Below are 16,049 nucleotides of genomic sequence, written 5' to 3'. Positions count from 1 at the left end.
GTGTAATCGATGCCTCAAAGTCTTCTAGATTCATTGATGTCTACAGCTTACGTCTAACACTACCTCAGATGGTAGTGAGCCACGCTCATTTGATTGTTACCTCGCTTGAGCCACTACCGCCATAAAAATACCCCCAGAATATGGGGGCGATTGATGTGGTTAATGTGCCTAAAAGCACACAATCGAATAATGAGAGTTCGCTATAAGGATTTCTGTATATGTGCCCATCTTACAATCAGATGTCGGTGGATGTCTTCGGTGATTACTGACTCTTCAAAATAGCTTCATAACAACTTTTCAATAACTGTGCTTTTACACCGTTAACCATTGCAAAAATTTTCATCAACCTTTTTCAAATATTCAATCCGGCAGCAACCGCGCCGCCATTGGTCTTTAGTCAAAGGATAATAACTAGACCAAATACTTCCATCTGGCGCTGAATAAAAAAATGTAATTACAGCCGATTGAGAGCCAAAGTTACAGGTACTCACTTGTATCTCCTCCCCAAGAGCAAAGGTCTGTCCTTGACTATTAGTAACTGTCTCTAATTTTTTATATGATGGTATTCGTTTCTCTAGTTGGGGTTGTTTATTTTCTAGTTCTGGTTGTGCTAAATCAATAGCTTTACTTGACGAGTTTTGAGCTAATTCTTTTAGATTAACTGTTGGTGTTGATGCGGTTAATGGGAAGTCAGACGAGTCTATAGCTGCATTGATTTTTTCAAGTCCAGCATCAGGAGTAGCTTGAGGGCTACTGTTTGATGGCTCCTCTTCTTTGCTTTGACTCTGGTTATTCAAAACGTCCAACTCCGGTACACTGTTTTGATTTTCTTTTGGTGCAATGGTTGATGATTCAGATGGTACTGGGCTATTAGTATTCTGCTTGACGATATGCACAATAGCTGGTTGAGTTGGCGGAGATATTTCTGTTGATGCTGAAATATTCGTTTTTTTTGATTTTGGTTTGGGCATAACTTATTATTTGCGGCAATGCACTCAAGGGGCGTGAGGTAAGTAACTTGAGTTCTAGTGATGATGATGGAAGCTTTTTCTGTTAGATTAGCTTTGACTTACTCGTGGGTATCTTTTGGTGGCTTGGTTGATAACTTTTTAGTTTTTGATTGCTCATGAGCCATATATTTAATGCACTCCCCTGATTGAATTACTAAGTCAGTCCCCACACGCCGCACCTGAAAATTCCAGAAACACTTCACCGATTTGGGCGGTAAAAATCCTAATAGTCTCAGTTTAAAATCCTTGGGTGGCTCCAAATTCATCCGAGGTTCACGTTGAATTTTGACTTCGACTATCCCAAATTCATAGTCAAGGTATACAACTACTCCTTGTACAGAAAAGTTATCAGCTAGTGACTGAAATTCTGTCTGAACTGATTCGGTATCTTCCGATGGTTTCCTCACACTGATTAAACTTACCGAAAGTCCTATGCCATTTGGTGATAATAGTGTTCTGGGGTAAACAGTCCACAAGTAATCTCGTGACAAATCAAATTGAGCTTGAACTATTTTAGATGCTCTCTTTGCAAGAATGGCATCGAGTATTATACCGTCAACAGTTATTAGTTGGCCTTTATAAATAACCTCCTGGCTTGGAACATACCTTCCCCACAGCCGCCCAATTGCACGATATTGTAGAGAATCTGTTGGCGTTATCGGTTGATTATTGACTGATAACTGCTGTGTATCGGTAGTAATGGTCATGCTGACAATCTTGAATATATATATGAGAACACTAAGCTTTGGAAAAGCGATCGCTTTTAAAGAAAACTGAGAGCGCCAAGAAAATCTGTCTATGAAGAAGCACCAGCTTCAGATACAGTAGCCCCTACATCTGGTTTGACTTCCTTCGCCTTCTTTTCAAAAAGCTGAATTCCGGCATCAATAATTTCAAACCCGTTTTCTGTTCGTTGGCCAAGCTTGCCCGATACAGCCCCAGCCCAGTCTGCGAATTCCGAGGCGCTAGTTTCAGCCTTCCGCCAACTTTTTGCATTAACTTGAGCGGTAAAGACTATGCCGTTCTGATCAGTCAACTCGATTGCAACTTTTTTATTCTCTGCTGGTGTAGCTGTTGGCAGTGACCCGCTAAATTTTATTGTCACTTCGCTTTTGGCTGACATCCCTTACCCCTGGCTCATCATCAATTTCATTTTTCCCGCTCCTGATTTTATCTTGGATTAGGTTGACCACAAGATGCGCGATCGCTTGACTATCGTAGTTGATCACTTTGAAAGTGAACGTTGAGCATTCGGCTTGAAACAGAACCAAGACTCAACATTAAAAAAACAAAATCCACAAAAAAAATTTACCCCTGTTTTTGACCCTTTTTTTGTCTATCTAATTGATAATCAGTCTCAATATAAACCGCCCAAACCGTGATTATTGAAATATTTATCAAGAAGTATTACAGGAATGGCACTAGTTGATTGATTTGGCTCAATTCGTGCGTCTGAGATAAAACCTCGACAAAACATCCATTTTCCCAATTCTCACCAACTACATTCAACATCTCCCAATATCTATCCAATATCTCCCAAATCTCCAATTTTTTCTTACCTTTTTACCCCTTAAAAATCATCCAGTCACAAAATTCTCATTAGCTCAAAAATTCCCAATAAATCCGAACAGTTCCCAATACTTACAAGAAGTCTCCCATTTGCTCCCAATAATTGGTCAATTACCCTGAAAATCGCTTAAAAGCGGAGTAAGCTCTGTAATCCATCTTTTTTTGACGCACAGTACGCCATCTTTGGCGGAAAGTTTTTGAGGGTCAAAAATGAAAAGCAGAAGCCGAAGCAACAGTCATCAAAAAATACTACTGAAGAACTACACAATCACGACAAAAGCCACCTCAGAGTTCACCCCTCTTTTCACAAACGTATTGCGGGGGGTAAGAGGGGTGGAGAGAGGAAATGTCCAAGGCAATTGAAGAAATTGAGCCGAATGAGAATATATAATACTGCGATGTTACAATTGCACTTCAACAAACTGCTCAATCGAGTAACTGCTTGAGCAAGTAAATCTGTAATTCCAACTGTGAGATAGAGTAAATCACAGCAGTCTTGAGAGTGTTGCTGTCAGCACCAATACGCTTTATGACAAAAGGCCCCCAGCACATCCTTAAAGTACTCAAAACAATTTTAGTCAAACCTCTGCCCGACATTTTACGCTCTCGCTCTCGTAAAAATTGCAGTAACTGACCATCGCTACTGTCGTGACTGCGCTTAATCGAAAGCACTTCCAAATTAGGTTGCTCCATGTCCCACACTCCTACCGAATTAGAGTAGATTGTTAGTAAGCCATTGTTTCAATTAATACTAGAATTCTCAAGCTGTCAAAATACCCCGTAAACCACCCGTAAGTACCCCTTGATTGTACCAAACGACAGTCAAACGACTGTCATTGCCCAAAAACACAACGACTGTCAAATGACTGTCGTTGTACCCTTTAAAGGGGGGTTTGGGGGTATTTTCAGGAAAAGTAGTCTGGGCGATTTCGACCGCAAAAGTGGATTTCGGGGTTTTGTATAAGTGATACCATACTCACTATGGTTTCATGCCCTGCGGGTGGCTGCGCCATCTCTCGCTGCGCTCATGACATGAAACCGTCGTTCGCTTGGAGGGGTTTTTTCGTACTACAAAGTACTGCATTTGTAGTATAAATCTTTTATGTCGCCACTAACAATTCTCAGAATTGAGAAACTAAAAACATTCGGCAACGTTGCGGGAAGTGATGACCATGTTACCAGAAACAGAGAAACACCCAACGCAGATCCAACTAGAGAGAATGTCCGGTTAATTGGGGGAGAAGACGATCGCGCTCTGGAGGAAATAGTTAAAGAAAAGATTGCCACCCTCAAGCATCGCCCTCGGCATGATGCGGTGTTATGCACGGAAATGTTTCTCTCGGCATCACCTGAATATTTCCGCCCCGTTGATCCATCTCTGTCAGGGCAGTGGTCTGATGAGAGAATGCAGCAATGGGCGATCGCATCTCGTGACTGGCTAGTTCAAAACTATGGATCAAAGTGTGTCAGAGCAGAACTTCACCTAGATGAAAGTACCCCACACATCCACGCCTACATCGTGCCAGTGAACGAGAAAACTGGCAGAGTCAGTCATGACGCGATGTTCGGCGGTAGAGGTGGACAGGGAAGAATCAAGTTATCCAAACTCCAAGACAGTTATGCTGCTGCACTCGCTCCTTTGGGCATTGAACGAGGGGTCAAGGGCAGTAAGGCAACCCACACAAAGGTCAAAGAATATTACCAAGCCGTTAACAGTGAACCGTTGACCGCATTCATTACAAATAACCAATTAGCACCCACACCTTTTGAATCAGCTAGGAATTACGTTGCCAGGATTCAGTCTGATGACCAGTTCCAAGCGATTAACCACCAACTGGCTGACCGTTCGTTCATGGCAGAGCGATTGGAGAGAGCAGAGCAACGGGCGAGAGATAGCGAGAAGGAGCGACAACGGCTAGAAGAAATTGTACGATCGCTGGAATTGAAAACCCAACAACTGCGCGACTTGGCCTTAGAGGATGTCGCCTGGGAGTTGGGTTTGCATCATGATCAAGGTAGATGGAAGAGTCACGGACACATCATTAATATAGATGGGCCCAAATTCTACGACTTTGCCCCCGATCAACAGAAGGGTGGCGGCGGTGCGATTGACTTGGTGATGCACGTCAACCAGTGCAATCTGCGGCAGGCGGTCGTCTGGTTGCACGAGCGCTTTGGTGAGTCGGGGGCAGAACGAGCAGCGATCGCCAAAACTAAAACAGTGGCTGCTGAAATTATCCAGTTAGAACCACGAACCCCGTTTCAGCTACCTGTTGAGGATAAAAGCAAGTGGTCTTCTGTCTCCAACTACCTGACCCAGAAACGGGGAATACCTGAAAATTTTGTGGAACTTCTGCATAAAAGGGGGTTAGTTTACGCTGATGACCAGCAAAACGCTGTGTTCGTCATGCGGAATCTTGGCGAAGAACCCCAGGCAATAGGAGCATTCCTGCGGGGGACACGGGGCGAAAACAACACTTTCAAAGGCTACGAGAAAGGGACTAAGCGGCGTGAGGGCTGGTTTTACTTTCATTTGGGTGGACAGCCAACTGATCCAGTAGAGAAAGTGGTGCTTTTGAAATCGCCCATCGATGCCGTGTCTTTTGCCATGCTGGAATATCAGCTTAGAGGCGACGTGCCACCCAATAGAACTTTGTACATGGCGGTAGATAATCCCAAAAGCTTACCAGTAGAGGAATTGCAGAATATTCCTAATATACAAGTGGCTTTTGATCCAGATGATGAGGGTAATGCAGCTGCACGAGTTGTTAAGGAACTACTGCCACAGTCCAAGCGCCTCAAGTGCAAAGCTGACGATTGGAATCAGCAGCTACTCGATTATGGGCAGCAGTTAAAACAACAACCGAGGCATGAGGAGGATTTAAGTCTTTAAAAGTTGGCGTTCTAGTAGTGAACTGTACAGTCATTTTTGTAGCATAAAAGTAGTTTTTTAGTAGTTAATTTTGGTTCAAGTGATTTGAAATTCACTTAAATCATCATTTTTGGCTCAAAAAAACTTTCCGCCAAATATGGCGTACTGTGCGTCAAAATCCCAATTTTTTCAGACCACAAATTCAACACAGAACTGACATAGAACTGCCAAAATGAAATGCTTTCCTCTGGCTCAAATTCCACAGATTTACCATCAATCACCCGTAGAAATGCCACAGAATTACCATAAAAATGACAGTTTTACACTATGCCGTTTTATTACTGAAATTCTTCACTACGTAGGACTGAGGAGCGATAGGAAAGATGAGGTGTGCCTGTAGAATCCGTGAATGCTGTACGCTACAAACTCAAGATATCTACACACCCAAGGGAAACGTTAGACCCCGGCTGGTGATTCGGAAATCTTACACCAAAGGGAAGCTGGCTACTAGGTCAATCCCAGTCATTGAAGACTTACGGCGGTTATTGGTTGAATACTACCCACTGGCCGGAGAGATTTATTTGTTCCCCGGTCGCAGTGATGGACACATCAGCGAAGACTCAGCCTCTAGGATTTTGAGGGGAGCTTGCAAACAAGCTGGGATAATTGGCGTGTCTACCCACAGCTTTAGGCGCACCGCACTAACGCAGATAAGTAACGTAGGCATCCCACTGCGGGTAATTCAGGAAATTTCGGGGCATCGGAATTTGGAGCAGTTGCAGAAATATTTGGAAGTGACTGACGAGCAGGTGTTAGGCGCGGCGGCGGCGTTGTCGATGCTGTCACCCGTTGGGGAAAATGCCGGGAAATCTTTTTATTTTGTATAAAGCATCGTTAGAATTTTATGAAGGAATAATGAAGAAATAATAAACTATTACATACAAATATAAATATTTTATGAATATTTTTCTTATAATATACTTAAGAAATAGGGTATAAAAATTCTTATACTTAAAAATTAGAATTTGTAGTATGTAATATTTATAACGTAAACTAAAATGAGTACATTCTTTTACTAAGAATTCCTGATATAGCTTGAATTCAAAGTCTTTTGCTCATTAAGTAATAACAGTAGAATTGTCTTTGTGAACCGGAATATTACTGAGATATCATTAGTGCCTCATAATTAATTAAGTGTTTTTCCTTAGATGTTCCTCCGTAATTATCTGTGGTTAAGCTAAATAAAATACGCTATTAAAAACACATTTAGCTTGAAATTTATCTGTCGCGTTATAGCTTATTGTCTGATTTCTAACTAAGTTAGATTAAGGGGGTACTGTATCTTAGAAACACTTATGTTCTTTAAAGCAAAACCCTCTTTTAGAGATTTAGTTTTAGGCACTATTGCCTTTATATCTCTTACAGGTTTGTTAAGTCTCTCATACGAAGATAGTACAAGCCGCCAAGCTTTTCTCAATATGGCTACGTTCATTATTGGTGCAGTCATCGGGCATTTTATACCTGGTCAAAAATAAACCCCATGTTAGATAACATAGGGGTTCATTTGTTTTAGTTTAATTTTTCAACACACCCTGACTTGCTGGACACAAGTGAGGGTTTTTATTTGGACTATTCTCTATGTTACTACTTTTGAATTAAAGGAACATTGGGCTTAAAACACCAGCACTCAGTTTTTAACTACTTATAGCAGCAACAAACTAAGCTATATCAAGGGTTACAGGGTTTTTACAATAGATGCTGTAGCCAGTTGGGGTAAATGTCGGGAAATGGAATTATCACGGCATCCAAAACTGCGATCGCTGCCAATGTGGTGCAAATTTCTTGCATTGTTACCTCAATCAGTGATAAAGGACTTTGCGTGGCTGAAATTTATATCAATAATCAATCACTGATAATAAGAAAATTTCTTTTGATAGCAGAACCAAAAGCAACAGCAGCCCCGTCAAACGGAATTGCCAAGCTGACGCAAGTAGGATGCCTCATGTATCTCATAAGAACTTGTGGCTGTTCCTTGGCTTGACTGCCAAAAAACAAACACCTCTGAGCCGTCGTCCGAAACCTCCTCGACTACACCGTGCCACAAGTATTTCAAATCGTTAGGAGCGGCGGCGGCTACCCGATCACCTACTTTGAAAGTTACCTGGGATAAGATCGCTGATGTCGTTGGTTTTTCAGCAAGCTCCTTTTTTAGCTGGTGTATTTTATTTTGGTAGTGCTTAGGTAACATATCCCAAATCAGCTTTTTAATATCTTCCGTTCTACCCTTCATCAGCCTCTCAATCCGATACCAATTGTTATTTGTCGCTGATTGGCATAAGGGAACTAAAAGCGCATGAGCCAAAATCTCTCTTAGTGAAAAACCAATTTCTAGAATATCTAGGGCTACTCTAATTTCTGCTAGCTGAATATCGGATTGTTGATGGATCAGTTCAGTTAACGAATGGATAAACTTTTTTTCCCGGTTTGGGAGATTCTTGAATCTACTGCCTAATTTGCGAATTTTCACTATCTGCTCAAGGATCTCGAACCGACATTCTGAGGGAATTTCCCGGTACTCCACCTCTAGATCAAATTCCTCTTTTTTCTCCTGATTCGGGGTAATATCACTGCTAGAAATTAGTTGCCAAGTTACAGGTTTACTGCAATTGGGGCACGGTGTAGTTAAGAGGGTTTCAAAAGTTTCGCTTTGAGGATTCCAGACCACTTTGCTAGTGATTCTTGCCGACATCGGCTTGAAAACGTGATGGCAGTACCCACAATTGCGTACTCGGCGTCACCGTGCCAAATTGGGAAAATTGTACGCTAAGGAATTGATGCTAACTCAACGCTATGAAAATAAGTTGTTTTGAGCAAATGGCATACCTCGATTTATCACTTTTGGCTCGAATTAGTCTTTCCAGATGGTGCAGAGTATTGGTACTACTCTGCACCATCAAAAAAATAACAGCCCAAATCCAGACAGACAAAGACTTTCAACCTTAGCGTACAATTTTCCCGTTTTGGCACGGTGATACCTCTACTTTATACTTCCCAAAAAAGGGAAATTTTCAGACGCAACGCGTAAGCCAACCTCGAATGATGGGGCACTATTAACATCGTCCTCAAGCTGAACGTTGAGATTATTGACGCATAAGGAAAATTTCTCTTAATGGCATCAAACCGAAATTGATTTTAATGGAGACAGTTCTAGCTATTAGCAGCCCTATATTCATGGTTTTCCATCTGATTAAGCATTCTCAAAAATCGGTGTTCTGGCTCTTGCGCCTTCACTTACCTTTGTTACCAGTATTTTTTTGAGTTTTCGCCCTGGCTCAAGTTCACAAAACTCTATCACTTCAGAAGAAAAAGGCTTGCGGTAATACTTGGTAGCGAAGGGATGATTCGCAAACCATTCACGATCTGCATCCATCTGTTCATCAGCCAAGTATCCGATCTCTGGATGCATATTTAAGACTCGTGGAGAATTAATAGGTTCATTCATTGGTGTTACCTCGCTTTAGTCCTTTAACTGTCTTCCGTTCCTCTAGTGTCAACTCTTTCCAAACAGCAGTTGTAAATTCATCCGTCCACTCTTCTATCAATTCATCAATCATTTCCCAAGACTCATCTACAATAGACTCCCTAATCAGTTCAGCATTGGCGATAATTTTATCCGTTCCACCTGCATTGAGAGGGGTGTCACAGGTGTCACACTCTGACTGGAACTCGATTTGAACATTGGCGACTTGCTGTGACACCGCCGCATCATCTTGTGGACAAACTGGTGCTAAATCATCGAACGCTTGCTTCACTTCTGCTCCTATTGTCAATAAGCTGTTTGGCATAGCAATAAGCTGATCTGGCACAGCAGTTTCCACACCACCTAAATCTGCTGAAACGCTTTCAGTATCGTCATCGCACACCACCCACACCAATTTAAAGTCATGCTCCTTATTAGCAGGTGAAACTATGGGGGGAGTGATTTGATTTTGGTCTGACGAGTCAATGTTTAATTCAGTGTTTAAGTTAATATTTGACGAGGTGTTTAAGTCAATGTTTGGCGAGGTGTTTAATTCCGTAGTTGATTTTTTTTCAGGCTCGTCATTTAAACTGGTGTGGTTGGTGTGGAAGTCCTGATTTATAAGGATTTCTTGGTGTGGCGGTTGGGGTGGATCTGCTGTGGAATTTTCACTTATTGCTATGGGTGTGTCAGTTATTGACATTGGCACATCATGAAAACTAATTCCTTGCAGTGCTTGTAACTTCCGTTTCCCGGATGGGTGGGGGACGGTTACTAATTTGGCTTTGGGGAATAGTGTTTTAAATCTGGCTATGACTTGGTTGATGGCCTTAACTGTTTTATCACTAGGCTTTGACTGTTCTTGCCAAATCGCTTTTACCTTGCCACTGCTGGATTCATCAAAGGACAAAGTACCGTTGTCGATGTACCAATTTTCTAGGCGTGACCACAGATCAAATGCTGTGACGATGGCATCCGACTTGTAACCCAGCCCTGTATCTTTAGAAAATTGGAATAAGTGAGAATTTTCGGCTTGAATATCCTCTAATGCTTGCTGAGTACAGCTGTAGTCAATCCCCTCTTCTATTAATGCCTGTAGTCCAGAGATCATCTTATTTAAAAATGCTGGGGCTACGCACTCACGCACAAAATCCAAGTCATAAGAGAATCGAGGGTCTGCTAGTAACTCGTTTGGGTTGTTTGGGTCAGGATTTGACTTAAATGTTTTACCAAAAACTAGGGCTGCTAGTCGGTCTTGAATGGCTTGAATTGTGCCGTGTAGTGCCGGGGTTTCATTCAAGTTGAAGATGCCGATCCCTTTGGGGTTAAATTCAATATGGTCTTTCCCCTTGCGCTCTGAGTGTAAGACGTTACCAGTAGCAAAGAGTTTGAGCGATTGAATTTTATCTAGTCGTGCTGTCTGTGGATTTTCACTTGCCCAATTTACCCGACTGTTGACCAAGGGAAAGAGTGAAAATTTCCGTCCTTCATCATAAGCAGCAAAGTCAGCTAAGGAACAGCTGGTCATACCTTGATTTCCGTAGATGATAGATACTACCTCCCGGATGGAATCTTTACCATTTGAACCCAATCCACAGGCCAGTAGTAGCTTACTTTCCCGCCCTCTTTTCTTACGGACAACTTCAAGATCAAGACTCGCTCCCAGGTTTCGTAATAAAACTTGTTGTTGAGGCTCGTCTAAACATAACAGTAAGCGATCGCAATGTCTAGGGTCTGCTTGAGGGTCATACTTCACCAATGGCGGATATGTAAAAAAGTGTTTATCTGGGTTGTGTTCAACTAAAACTGGCTGAGGTATGGGGGCTGCCCAATCAACGCCTAACACGCCATTAGTACAGTTAACCCCTGGTGGGTTAAGTAATTGCGGGTCAATTTCTACTCGCAGCTTTACCCACTCCAGCAACTCTTTAACTTTGCTAGGTTTTGCATAAGGGTGGGTAATGACAAAGTTCTTGCCAGTTTTCTTAATAACTTGATACGAATTGCAATAACTCGTAATGCGTGGACGCTCAACTGAATCAGGTGAGTGTTTGTAGTGTGTACCATCCCAGTAATACAACTTGCCATCTGCACAAATCCATTTGCGATCGCCGTAAAGGGTGTTAAAACCTTTTTGCAGGAATGTGCTGTCTGGCTCGTCGTCGAAATTAGCAACATCTACTGAGTCTACATTTTCTGATGATGATTGAGCATCTGCTGTAATTTCTTCTATTTGCCGATTCAGTAGATTCGCTAATTCATCGCCTGTCATGCCGTCTGATAAAATATCTGCTACATCTCCTTTATTTTGCAGATCCGGTTTGATTAAAAGCAAGTCGATGGCAACAAAAGCTACTCCGGCTTGGGCGCAAACCTCTTTAATTCTTTGGGCTTTCTTCCATCCAGTTTCATCATTATCCGCGCAATAAGCCAGTAAAAAATCTTTACCCGTAGAATGCTTGATTTGGGTCAAGGATTTTCCGATGTCAGCGTCGGAGCAGTTCCCCACCCAAGTAATGCTGGCTAAACCTGACAATCTGCTAGCTTCTACGCACTTTTCACCTTCATGGGCTAGCAGTACGGGGATGCCATCTGTGGATTTGATAATTTCGATGGCTTCGTCCTGTTTATAAGCAGGCCAATAACCTTCTTTCTTCCATGTAGTTTTATTGGTTGTGGGGTCAATTCTGCTGACTGAGAAGGTTTTGACTCTGCTTTTGGGGACGGCTGCACAAGGGCATTCAAATCTGTGCGATTTGCGCCCGTTGCCATAGTCGTATTCAATAACGGTAATTTGTTTTAATTCTTTCGATGTGGCTCCATCATCTGATAGCTTGAAGCTGACGGACTTGGGGACGAAATCGGGTGTTACGGGTTGTGGTGTGGTGACTTCACTCCTCAACCTACATATTCTTAACTCTGCTGGGTCTAGTTTTAAAACCTTGGGTAATGCTGCTGGTTTTTTCGCTTTTAGTGGTTTGAGTCCCAATTGTTGTGTGTAACCAAGTTTGTTCTCTTCTAGTACCTCACTCCACGGTTTGATTGCTTCTCTAATATCAGGGCATTGGCAGTTATTAAAACACTGGTATTTCCCATTACTAGGGTTGATGCCTAAGTTATGCCCACCACAAGCTGGGCAGATGTATTTATTTTTTTCCTTGGCTGGTTCTAACTGGTCTACAAAATTGCGAATATCAAAGGAGGCGAGTGCTTGCTGATTGGAGAATTGTGCAACCATTACGCGATACCTCCTTGAACATTATTTAATTTTTGACAATTGCTTAATACATAAGTTGGCGATTTTTTAGGTTGACCCAGTGCATAGGATCGCTTGCTGTTGCGATCGCAGACTGTCAATTCTCCTATTGAGTAGCACCAGTCTGGTTTACCGCAGTGGGGGCAAGCGTTAGCAATAGTTGCGAATAGCAGCTTGTTGGTAGCTGAGGTATGAAATAGCTGTTTTTTTGACACTTTACAAATCCTCCATTATGTGTGTTGGAGGAATTGGAGCTATCCCGTGGCAGTAATCTTCTAGTACAAACGTTCAAAAATCACGCTTTGCTAAAATTCTTGAAACGCTGTTTACATCTGGTGAGCCAGTGTTACATTAGCTTTACACCAAATCGTGTACGATAAAATTACTATTAGGGATATTAATTAGGCAGCAAACCCAATCCCCAATTCCAAGTGAATGAAAATCTGAAAACCTCGGTCTCCCAACGGGAAACGGGGTTTTCAACTTTTAGCCTACTTGTACTTGGATAACCAAGCCCTAACAAAGTTGTTGACTTCCGACTCTGTAATGACAAATGCACTGCCTTTCCTCCTGAGAACTAGAACTCTCATATCTCCTATCTCCGTATAAAGATGTTCCTTGTGATTTGGCGATGCCTTAGTGGGAGGACATAAAACCAAAACTTTTGCTGTGGGAGTCTTTTGAGCCTCACGGGAGGTCATCAAAAACTTCTCTTTGTTCTTGTTGAGCCACTTTTCATAATCTGCTAACTCAACCAGTGGGCAAGGTTTCCATAGTTTCAATCCATTATTATCTTTGCGCTTGACCTGTAAAACCTCTCTTGCTTCGTTGTAGACAATTTCCCTATCTCCTTTTGACCGGATCGAGATAAACAGGTGAGTTGTTCGTGGAAATCTCACAAACAAGTCGATAGGGTTGTTGTTTTCTACCGGAAGTGTTGGGAAAACTTGCACTCCTTCGTTTTCAAACTCGTGGAAAATTGAGGTTCCTAATCTTTGTAACCTTACCAGTTTTTGAGTTACTACCAACGGCTTGTAAGCCAATCCAAAAATTAACCAACCTAACGGATGCATGACACCACCCGTACCCAGCGCAAGACTACCAGCCGCTAGAGCAACGGTGGATTGATAATCTATCGCCTCCCTAATTTTTTCAAACGCTGCTTTGTTGTAAAGTGGGAGTTGAAAATTTGCTGTTGGGTCTTTCAGGGTAGTCATTGGAGACTTTAAACATTAATGACGATCTAAAATCAGCACGAACTGTACTGATTCTAATGCTTGTGGCTTTCGTCAGTCATGGTGTACCCTTATCTTTTTTGTCCTTCGGTGCTGGTGTTTCACCTTGCCGAGATTTTACTGCTTCAGCGATTAGGATTGCTCCCATCTGACTAAGCGATCGCATTTCTGACTCTGCCATGTTCTCTACAGCTTCTCCTATATCATCTGGCAGCACAACCGATATTCGTTTACTCATAATCTCATTCTGTGAACAATTCATAGAATACTACTTCCTCCCATTAGTTTATTTCTTGTTAGACAGTAGCATTTTACTACTTCGTAGTAGTTGACGTAAGATGCACACTTTGTTACTATAACATTATCAAGCCAAAAACAGCCACTCAACAAAGGCAATAGAAGCCAGAAAGCGATGCTATGGCTAACCCCTAAGTGGATATCTGGGTTTATCGTGATTTGACTAAAAATCAACGCCAAGCCAGAAAAATCAAGACTTTAACAAACAACAGAACCATGACTTCGACATACACCAATGCCAAAAATTGGCTAGTTCAAGCGGACTTGTTAGCCAAATCAGGGCTAACTGACTTTATCGCCGGAAAAGACTCAGGTGCAGGGTATGGCAAAGCAATCATCGGTGATTTTTCGATCATGATGCCTGCCGTATACTCACTTGTTCGTAACCGAAACATCATGCACCACGAAACCATCTCAAAAGATGGCTGCTGGGTGCGTTATGTAGAAGGTTCGCGGCTTGACTTAAAAGACATTCAATTTTTCTGGGGCAGTGCAGCTCTAGCGCAAAGTGACCACACCCTGCTGCACGAGGACAAAGCCAAAAAAGCAGAACTGGCACTAGAAAGCATCCTTGCAGATTTAGCAGTTCTCAACATTCCCGATGGGGTCAAACTTTCAATTAGTTTGAGCAATCACAACCCCGAACGCTGGGGCCAAGAGATTAAACGCAGAGTGTCCGGGACTCACACCTTTGAGCATCTGCACCCTGTAACTCGTTCCATTGTCACCAAGACAGTTGAAATCGTGGTGACAGGGATTTATCCCGAAGGATTTGGAAGCATTGCCCATTGTTTATTCGGTGAAGCATCTCTGGTGCTTGACCCCTCAGAATTAGCGATCGCACTCGATATCGGTTCATCCACTTGGTTGATTACCGTGTTTAACGGCAGTGGTGCAGTGATTGACCGTCACCTGATAGAGGGTGGAGCCGGTGAACTGCACACCATGATTGCAGAAACCCTCGACAAGCGAAACGACCGAGTAAGTCTGCTGTCCAAGGATGTGAAGCATTCACCCAGTCTCGTTAACCAGGGGATTATCGAAGGCACTTTTACTTATGGCGGCAACCACCTCACAGGCAAGAAGTTTGAGGCAGAATACAGCCAGTGCCTAGATCAGTGGTGGAGTAACAGGATTGAGAAATTCGCTAACTTTGTGACTGCTGGTAATTACCTGGATAGAGCGAAATACCTTGTCGCCTGGGGTGGGGGTGTTTCCTTGCCAGTGGTGGATCAAAACTTAGCCGATTTAGGTTTTGTGGTCTTGAATAATCCCCAATTCATCAATGCCTTGGGGTTGAAACTATTAACTCAAATATCTCTAGGAGCCTAATTAATGAATTACGAATCTCGGCGTATAACCATCTCCTACCTAGCAGTAATTGAATTGTGCAAGATGTTTGATTTACCCCAAGACGCGCCAACACAAGCACTTTCAGCAGGTGTAGAGAAGCTGATTTTTCAACACGGCAATGTCCAAACATCACCAAAACCAGAAACAGCGCAATCTACACAGCCCAATAAATCGGCACTTAGCGCAATGGTCACTAATTTCAAAGGGGCAGCATGAGCAGAACCACATTCAGAAACACGGTTTTAGGCATTGGAGCAACAGCAGCAGCGATCGCTTTTGGCTATTTCGGAGTGCAGTACAACGGACGTAACAATATGTTCACCATTGCCGCAGCCGTGGGGGGTGCAGGTGCAATCAGCTATGTACTTCAGAAACCGACTCAAGGAGAAACCCCAGCCACACCTATCAAAATCCAAAGTCAAGGAAAGAAGTTATGAGCGAACGCAGTCGCATTGCTTCAATGCGTTAGCCCCACTCTGAAATGTATCTCTCGCCGCTTTCACGAAAAGCACTTAAGGATTCTAACAAATGACACTTCACTATACAAATATCTTTTAAGGAGATAAATCATGTCAAAACCACTTGGTTTTTTCACATCAACTATGCCGGGGGATGGTTCGTACTTGGATGACCTTCAATCTGTATATGGAAGCACCTTTGAAAAGTTGGGCAGAACAGAGAAACTTCTAGTTTTAGAAAGCGTGGTGAAAAATCTCATAGTAGCCGAGACAGCAGCGCACGGGATTAACTCAACAGCCCAAGCGATGGCTCACGCTTCTAGCATTACCCCAGGCATCCGAGAATCGGTAGGAATAGATGAGCATCTTGGACTTGCGGAGGCTCTGATTAATCAACTTAAATATCAGCACTAGGGAGATGAAATAATGGACTTTGCAATACGCAATCCGGCAATGGGTCATGCAAGCCATATTGATGA

The 16,049-nt window shown here is 42.6% G+C and carries 18 protein-coding genes; 7 read left to right on the top strand and 11 right to left on the bottom strand.

Features of this window, described 5'->3' with window-relative positions; genetic code table 11:
* Positions 1–320: 320 nt before the first annotated feature.
* The 4 genes from F8S12_RS12915 to F8S12_RS12900 all read right to left on the bottom strand — a co-directional run bounded on the left by F8S12_RS12915 (position 321) and on the right by F8S12_RS12900 (position 3,272).
* Positions 321–971 (bottom strand): hypothetical protein, encoded by a 651-nt coding sequence (locus F8S12_RS12915; RefSeq protein WP_196516674.1) that lies wholly within the window; start codon positions 969–971, stop codon positions 321–323.
* Between the two features lie 98 nt (positions 972–1,069).
* The gene (locus F8S12_RS12910) at positions 1,070–1,717 is read right to left on the bottom strand and encodes a hypothetical protein (protein WP_196516673.1); all 648 of its coding nucleotides are present in this window, start codon (positions 1,715–1,717) and stop codon (positions 1,070–1,072) included.
* 89 nt (positions 1,718–1,806) lie between these two features.
* Positions 1,807–2,133 (bottom strand): hypothetical protein, encoded by a 327-nt coding sequence (locus tag F8S12_RS12905; RefSeq protein WP_196516672.1) that lies wholly within the window; start codon positions 2,131–2,133, stop codon positions 1,807–1,809.
* Positions 2,134–3,005: 872 nt separating this feature from the next.
* Positions 3,006–3,272 (bottom strand): hypothetical protein, encoded by a 267-nt coding sequence (locus F8S12_RS12900; RefSeq protein WP_196516671.1) that lies wholly within the window; start codon positions 3,270–3,272, stop codon positions 3,006–3,008.
* Positions 3,273–3,681: 409 nt separating this feature from the next.
* On the opposite strand from F8S12_RS12900, the gene mobV reads away from it, so the two are divergent.
* A complete protein-coding gene (gene mobV / locus F8S12_RS12895) occupies positions 3,682–5,472 on the top strand; it encodes a MobV family relaxase (RefSeq protein ID WP_196516670.1) in 1,791 nt (596 codons plus the stop codon).
* Between the two features lie 95 nt (positions 5,473–5,567).
* Here the strand turns inward: mobV and F8S12_RS12890 are convergent, their stop codons facing one another.
* On the bottom strand, positions 5,568–5,747 hold the full coding sequence (locus F8S12_RS12890; RefSeq protein WP_196516669.1) for a hypothetical protein: 180 nt from the start codon (positions 5,745–5,747) through the stop codon (positions 5,568–5,570).
* A gap of 87 nt (positions 5,748–5,834) precedes the next feature.
* Between F8S12_RS12890 and F8S12_RS12885 the strand changes: the two genes are divergently transcribed.
* Together F8S12_RS12885 and F8S12_RS12880 are read left to right on the top strand one after the other, a co-directional pair.
* Positions 5,835–6,338, top strand: a complete 504-nt coding sequence (locus F8S12_RS12885) for a tyrosine-type recombinase/integrase (RefSeq protein ID WP_196516668.1) — start codon at positions 5,835–5,837, stop codon at positions 6,336–6,338.
* A gap of 468 nt (positions 6,339–6,806) precedes the next feature.
* Positions 6,807–6,986, top strand: a complete 180-nt coding sequence (locus tag F8S12_RS12880; protein ID WP_196516667.1) for a hypothetical protein — start codon at positions 6,807–6,809, stop codon at positions 6,984–6,986.
* 428 nt (positions 6,987–7,414) lie between these two features.
* On the opposite strand, the gene F8S12_RS12875 is transcribed toward F8S12_RS12880, so the two are convergent.
* From F8S12_RS12875 to F8S12_RS12850, 6 genes are all read right to left on the bottom strand, one after another.
* Positions 7,415–8,200 (bottom strand): hypothetical protein, encoded by a 786-nt coding sequence (locus tag F8S12_RS12875; RefSeq protein WP_196516666.1) that lies wholly within the window; start codon positions 8,198–8,200, stop codon positions 7,415–7,417.
* A 498-nt stretch (positions 8,201–8,698) separates the two neighbouring features.
* Positions 8,699–8,953: a hypothetical protein gene (locus tag F8S12_RS12870; RefSeq protein WP_196516665.1), complete on the bottom strand. Its 255-nt coding sequence runs from the start codon at positions 8,951–8,953 to the stop codon at positions 8,699–8,701.
* Positions 8,946–12,209, bottom strand: a complete 3,264-nt coding sequence (locus F8S12_RS12865) for a hypothetical protein (protein WP_196516664.1) — start codon at positions 12,207–12,209, stop codon at positions 8,946–8,948. Before F8S12_RS12865 ends, F8S12_RS12870 begins: the two co-directional genes overlap by 8 nt.
* The gene (locus tag F8S12_RS12860) at positions 12,209–12,442 is read right to left on the bottom strand and encodes a hypothetical protein (RefSeq protein ID WP_196516663.1); all 234 of its coding nucleotides are present in this window, start codon (positions 12,440–12,442) and stop codon (positions 12,209–12,211) included. The genes F8S12_RS12865 and F8S12_RS12860 overlap by 1 nt, the downstream gene beginning before the upstream one ends.
* Positions 12,443–12,718: 276 nt before the next feature.
* On the bottom strand, positions 12,719–13,444 hold the full coding sequence (locus tag F8S12_RS12855; RefSeq protein ID WP_196516662.1) for a hypothetical protein: 726 nt from the start codon (positions 13,442–13,444) through the stop codon (positions 12,719–12,721).
* Between the two features lie 76 nt (positions 13,445–13,520).
* Positions 13,521–13,700 carry a ribbon-helix-helix domain-containing protein gene (locus tag F8S12_RS12850; RefSeq protein WP_158680629.1) on the bottom strand — a complete coding sequence of 60 codons (180 nt, stop codon included), beginning with the start codon at positions 13,698–13,700 and terminating at the stop codon, positions 13,521–13,523.
* Positions 13,701–13,975: 275 nt separating this feature from the next.
* Here F8S12_RS12850 and F8S12_RS12845 point away from each other — a divergent pair, with 275 nt between their 5' ends.
* The 4 genes from F8S12_RS12845 (at position 13,976) to F8S12_RS12830 (ending at position 15,984) form a co-directional block, all read left to right on the top strand.
* The gene (locus F8S12_RS12845; protein ID WP_196516661.1) at positions 13,976–15,091 is read left to right on the top strand and encodes a ParM/StbA family protein; all 1,116 of its coding nucleotides are present in this window, start codon (positions 13,976–13,978) and stop codon (positions 15,089–15,091) included.
* A 3-nt stretch (positions 15,092–15,094) separates the two neighbouring features.
* Positions 15,095–15,328 carry a hypothetical protein gene (locus tag F8S12_RS12840; RefSeq protein ID WP_196516660.1) on the top strand — a complete coding sequence of 78 codons (234 nt, stop codon included), beginning with the start codon at positions 15,095–15,097 and terminating at the stop codon, positions 15,326–15,328.
* The gene (locus F8S12_RS12835; RefSeq protein ID WP_196516659.1) at positions 15,325–15,549 is read left to right on the top strand and encodes a hypothetical protein; all 225 of its coding nucleotides are present in this window, start codon (positions 15,325–15,327) and stop codon (positions 15,547–15,549) included. The genes F8S12_RS12840 and F8S12_RS12835 overlap by 4 nt, the downstream gene beginning before the upstream one ends.
* Positions 15,550–15,681: 132 nt before the next feature.
* Complete coding sequence (locus F8S12_RS12830; RefSeq protein WP_196516658.1) at positions 15,682–15,984, top strand: hypothetical protein; 303 nt, start codon at positions 15,682–15,684, stop codon at positions 15,982–15,984.
* The last annotated feature ends 65 nt before the right edge of the window (positions 15,985–16,049 follow it).

The sequence above is a fragment of the Nostoc sp. WHI genome (assembly GCF_015714725.1).
GTDB lineage: Bacteria > Cyanobacteriota > Cyanobacteriia > Cyanobacteriales > Nostocaceae > Nostoc.
This window is presented reverse-complemented; position numbering and strand designations above follow the sequence as displayed.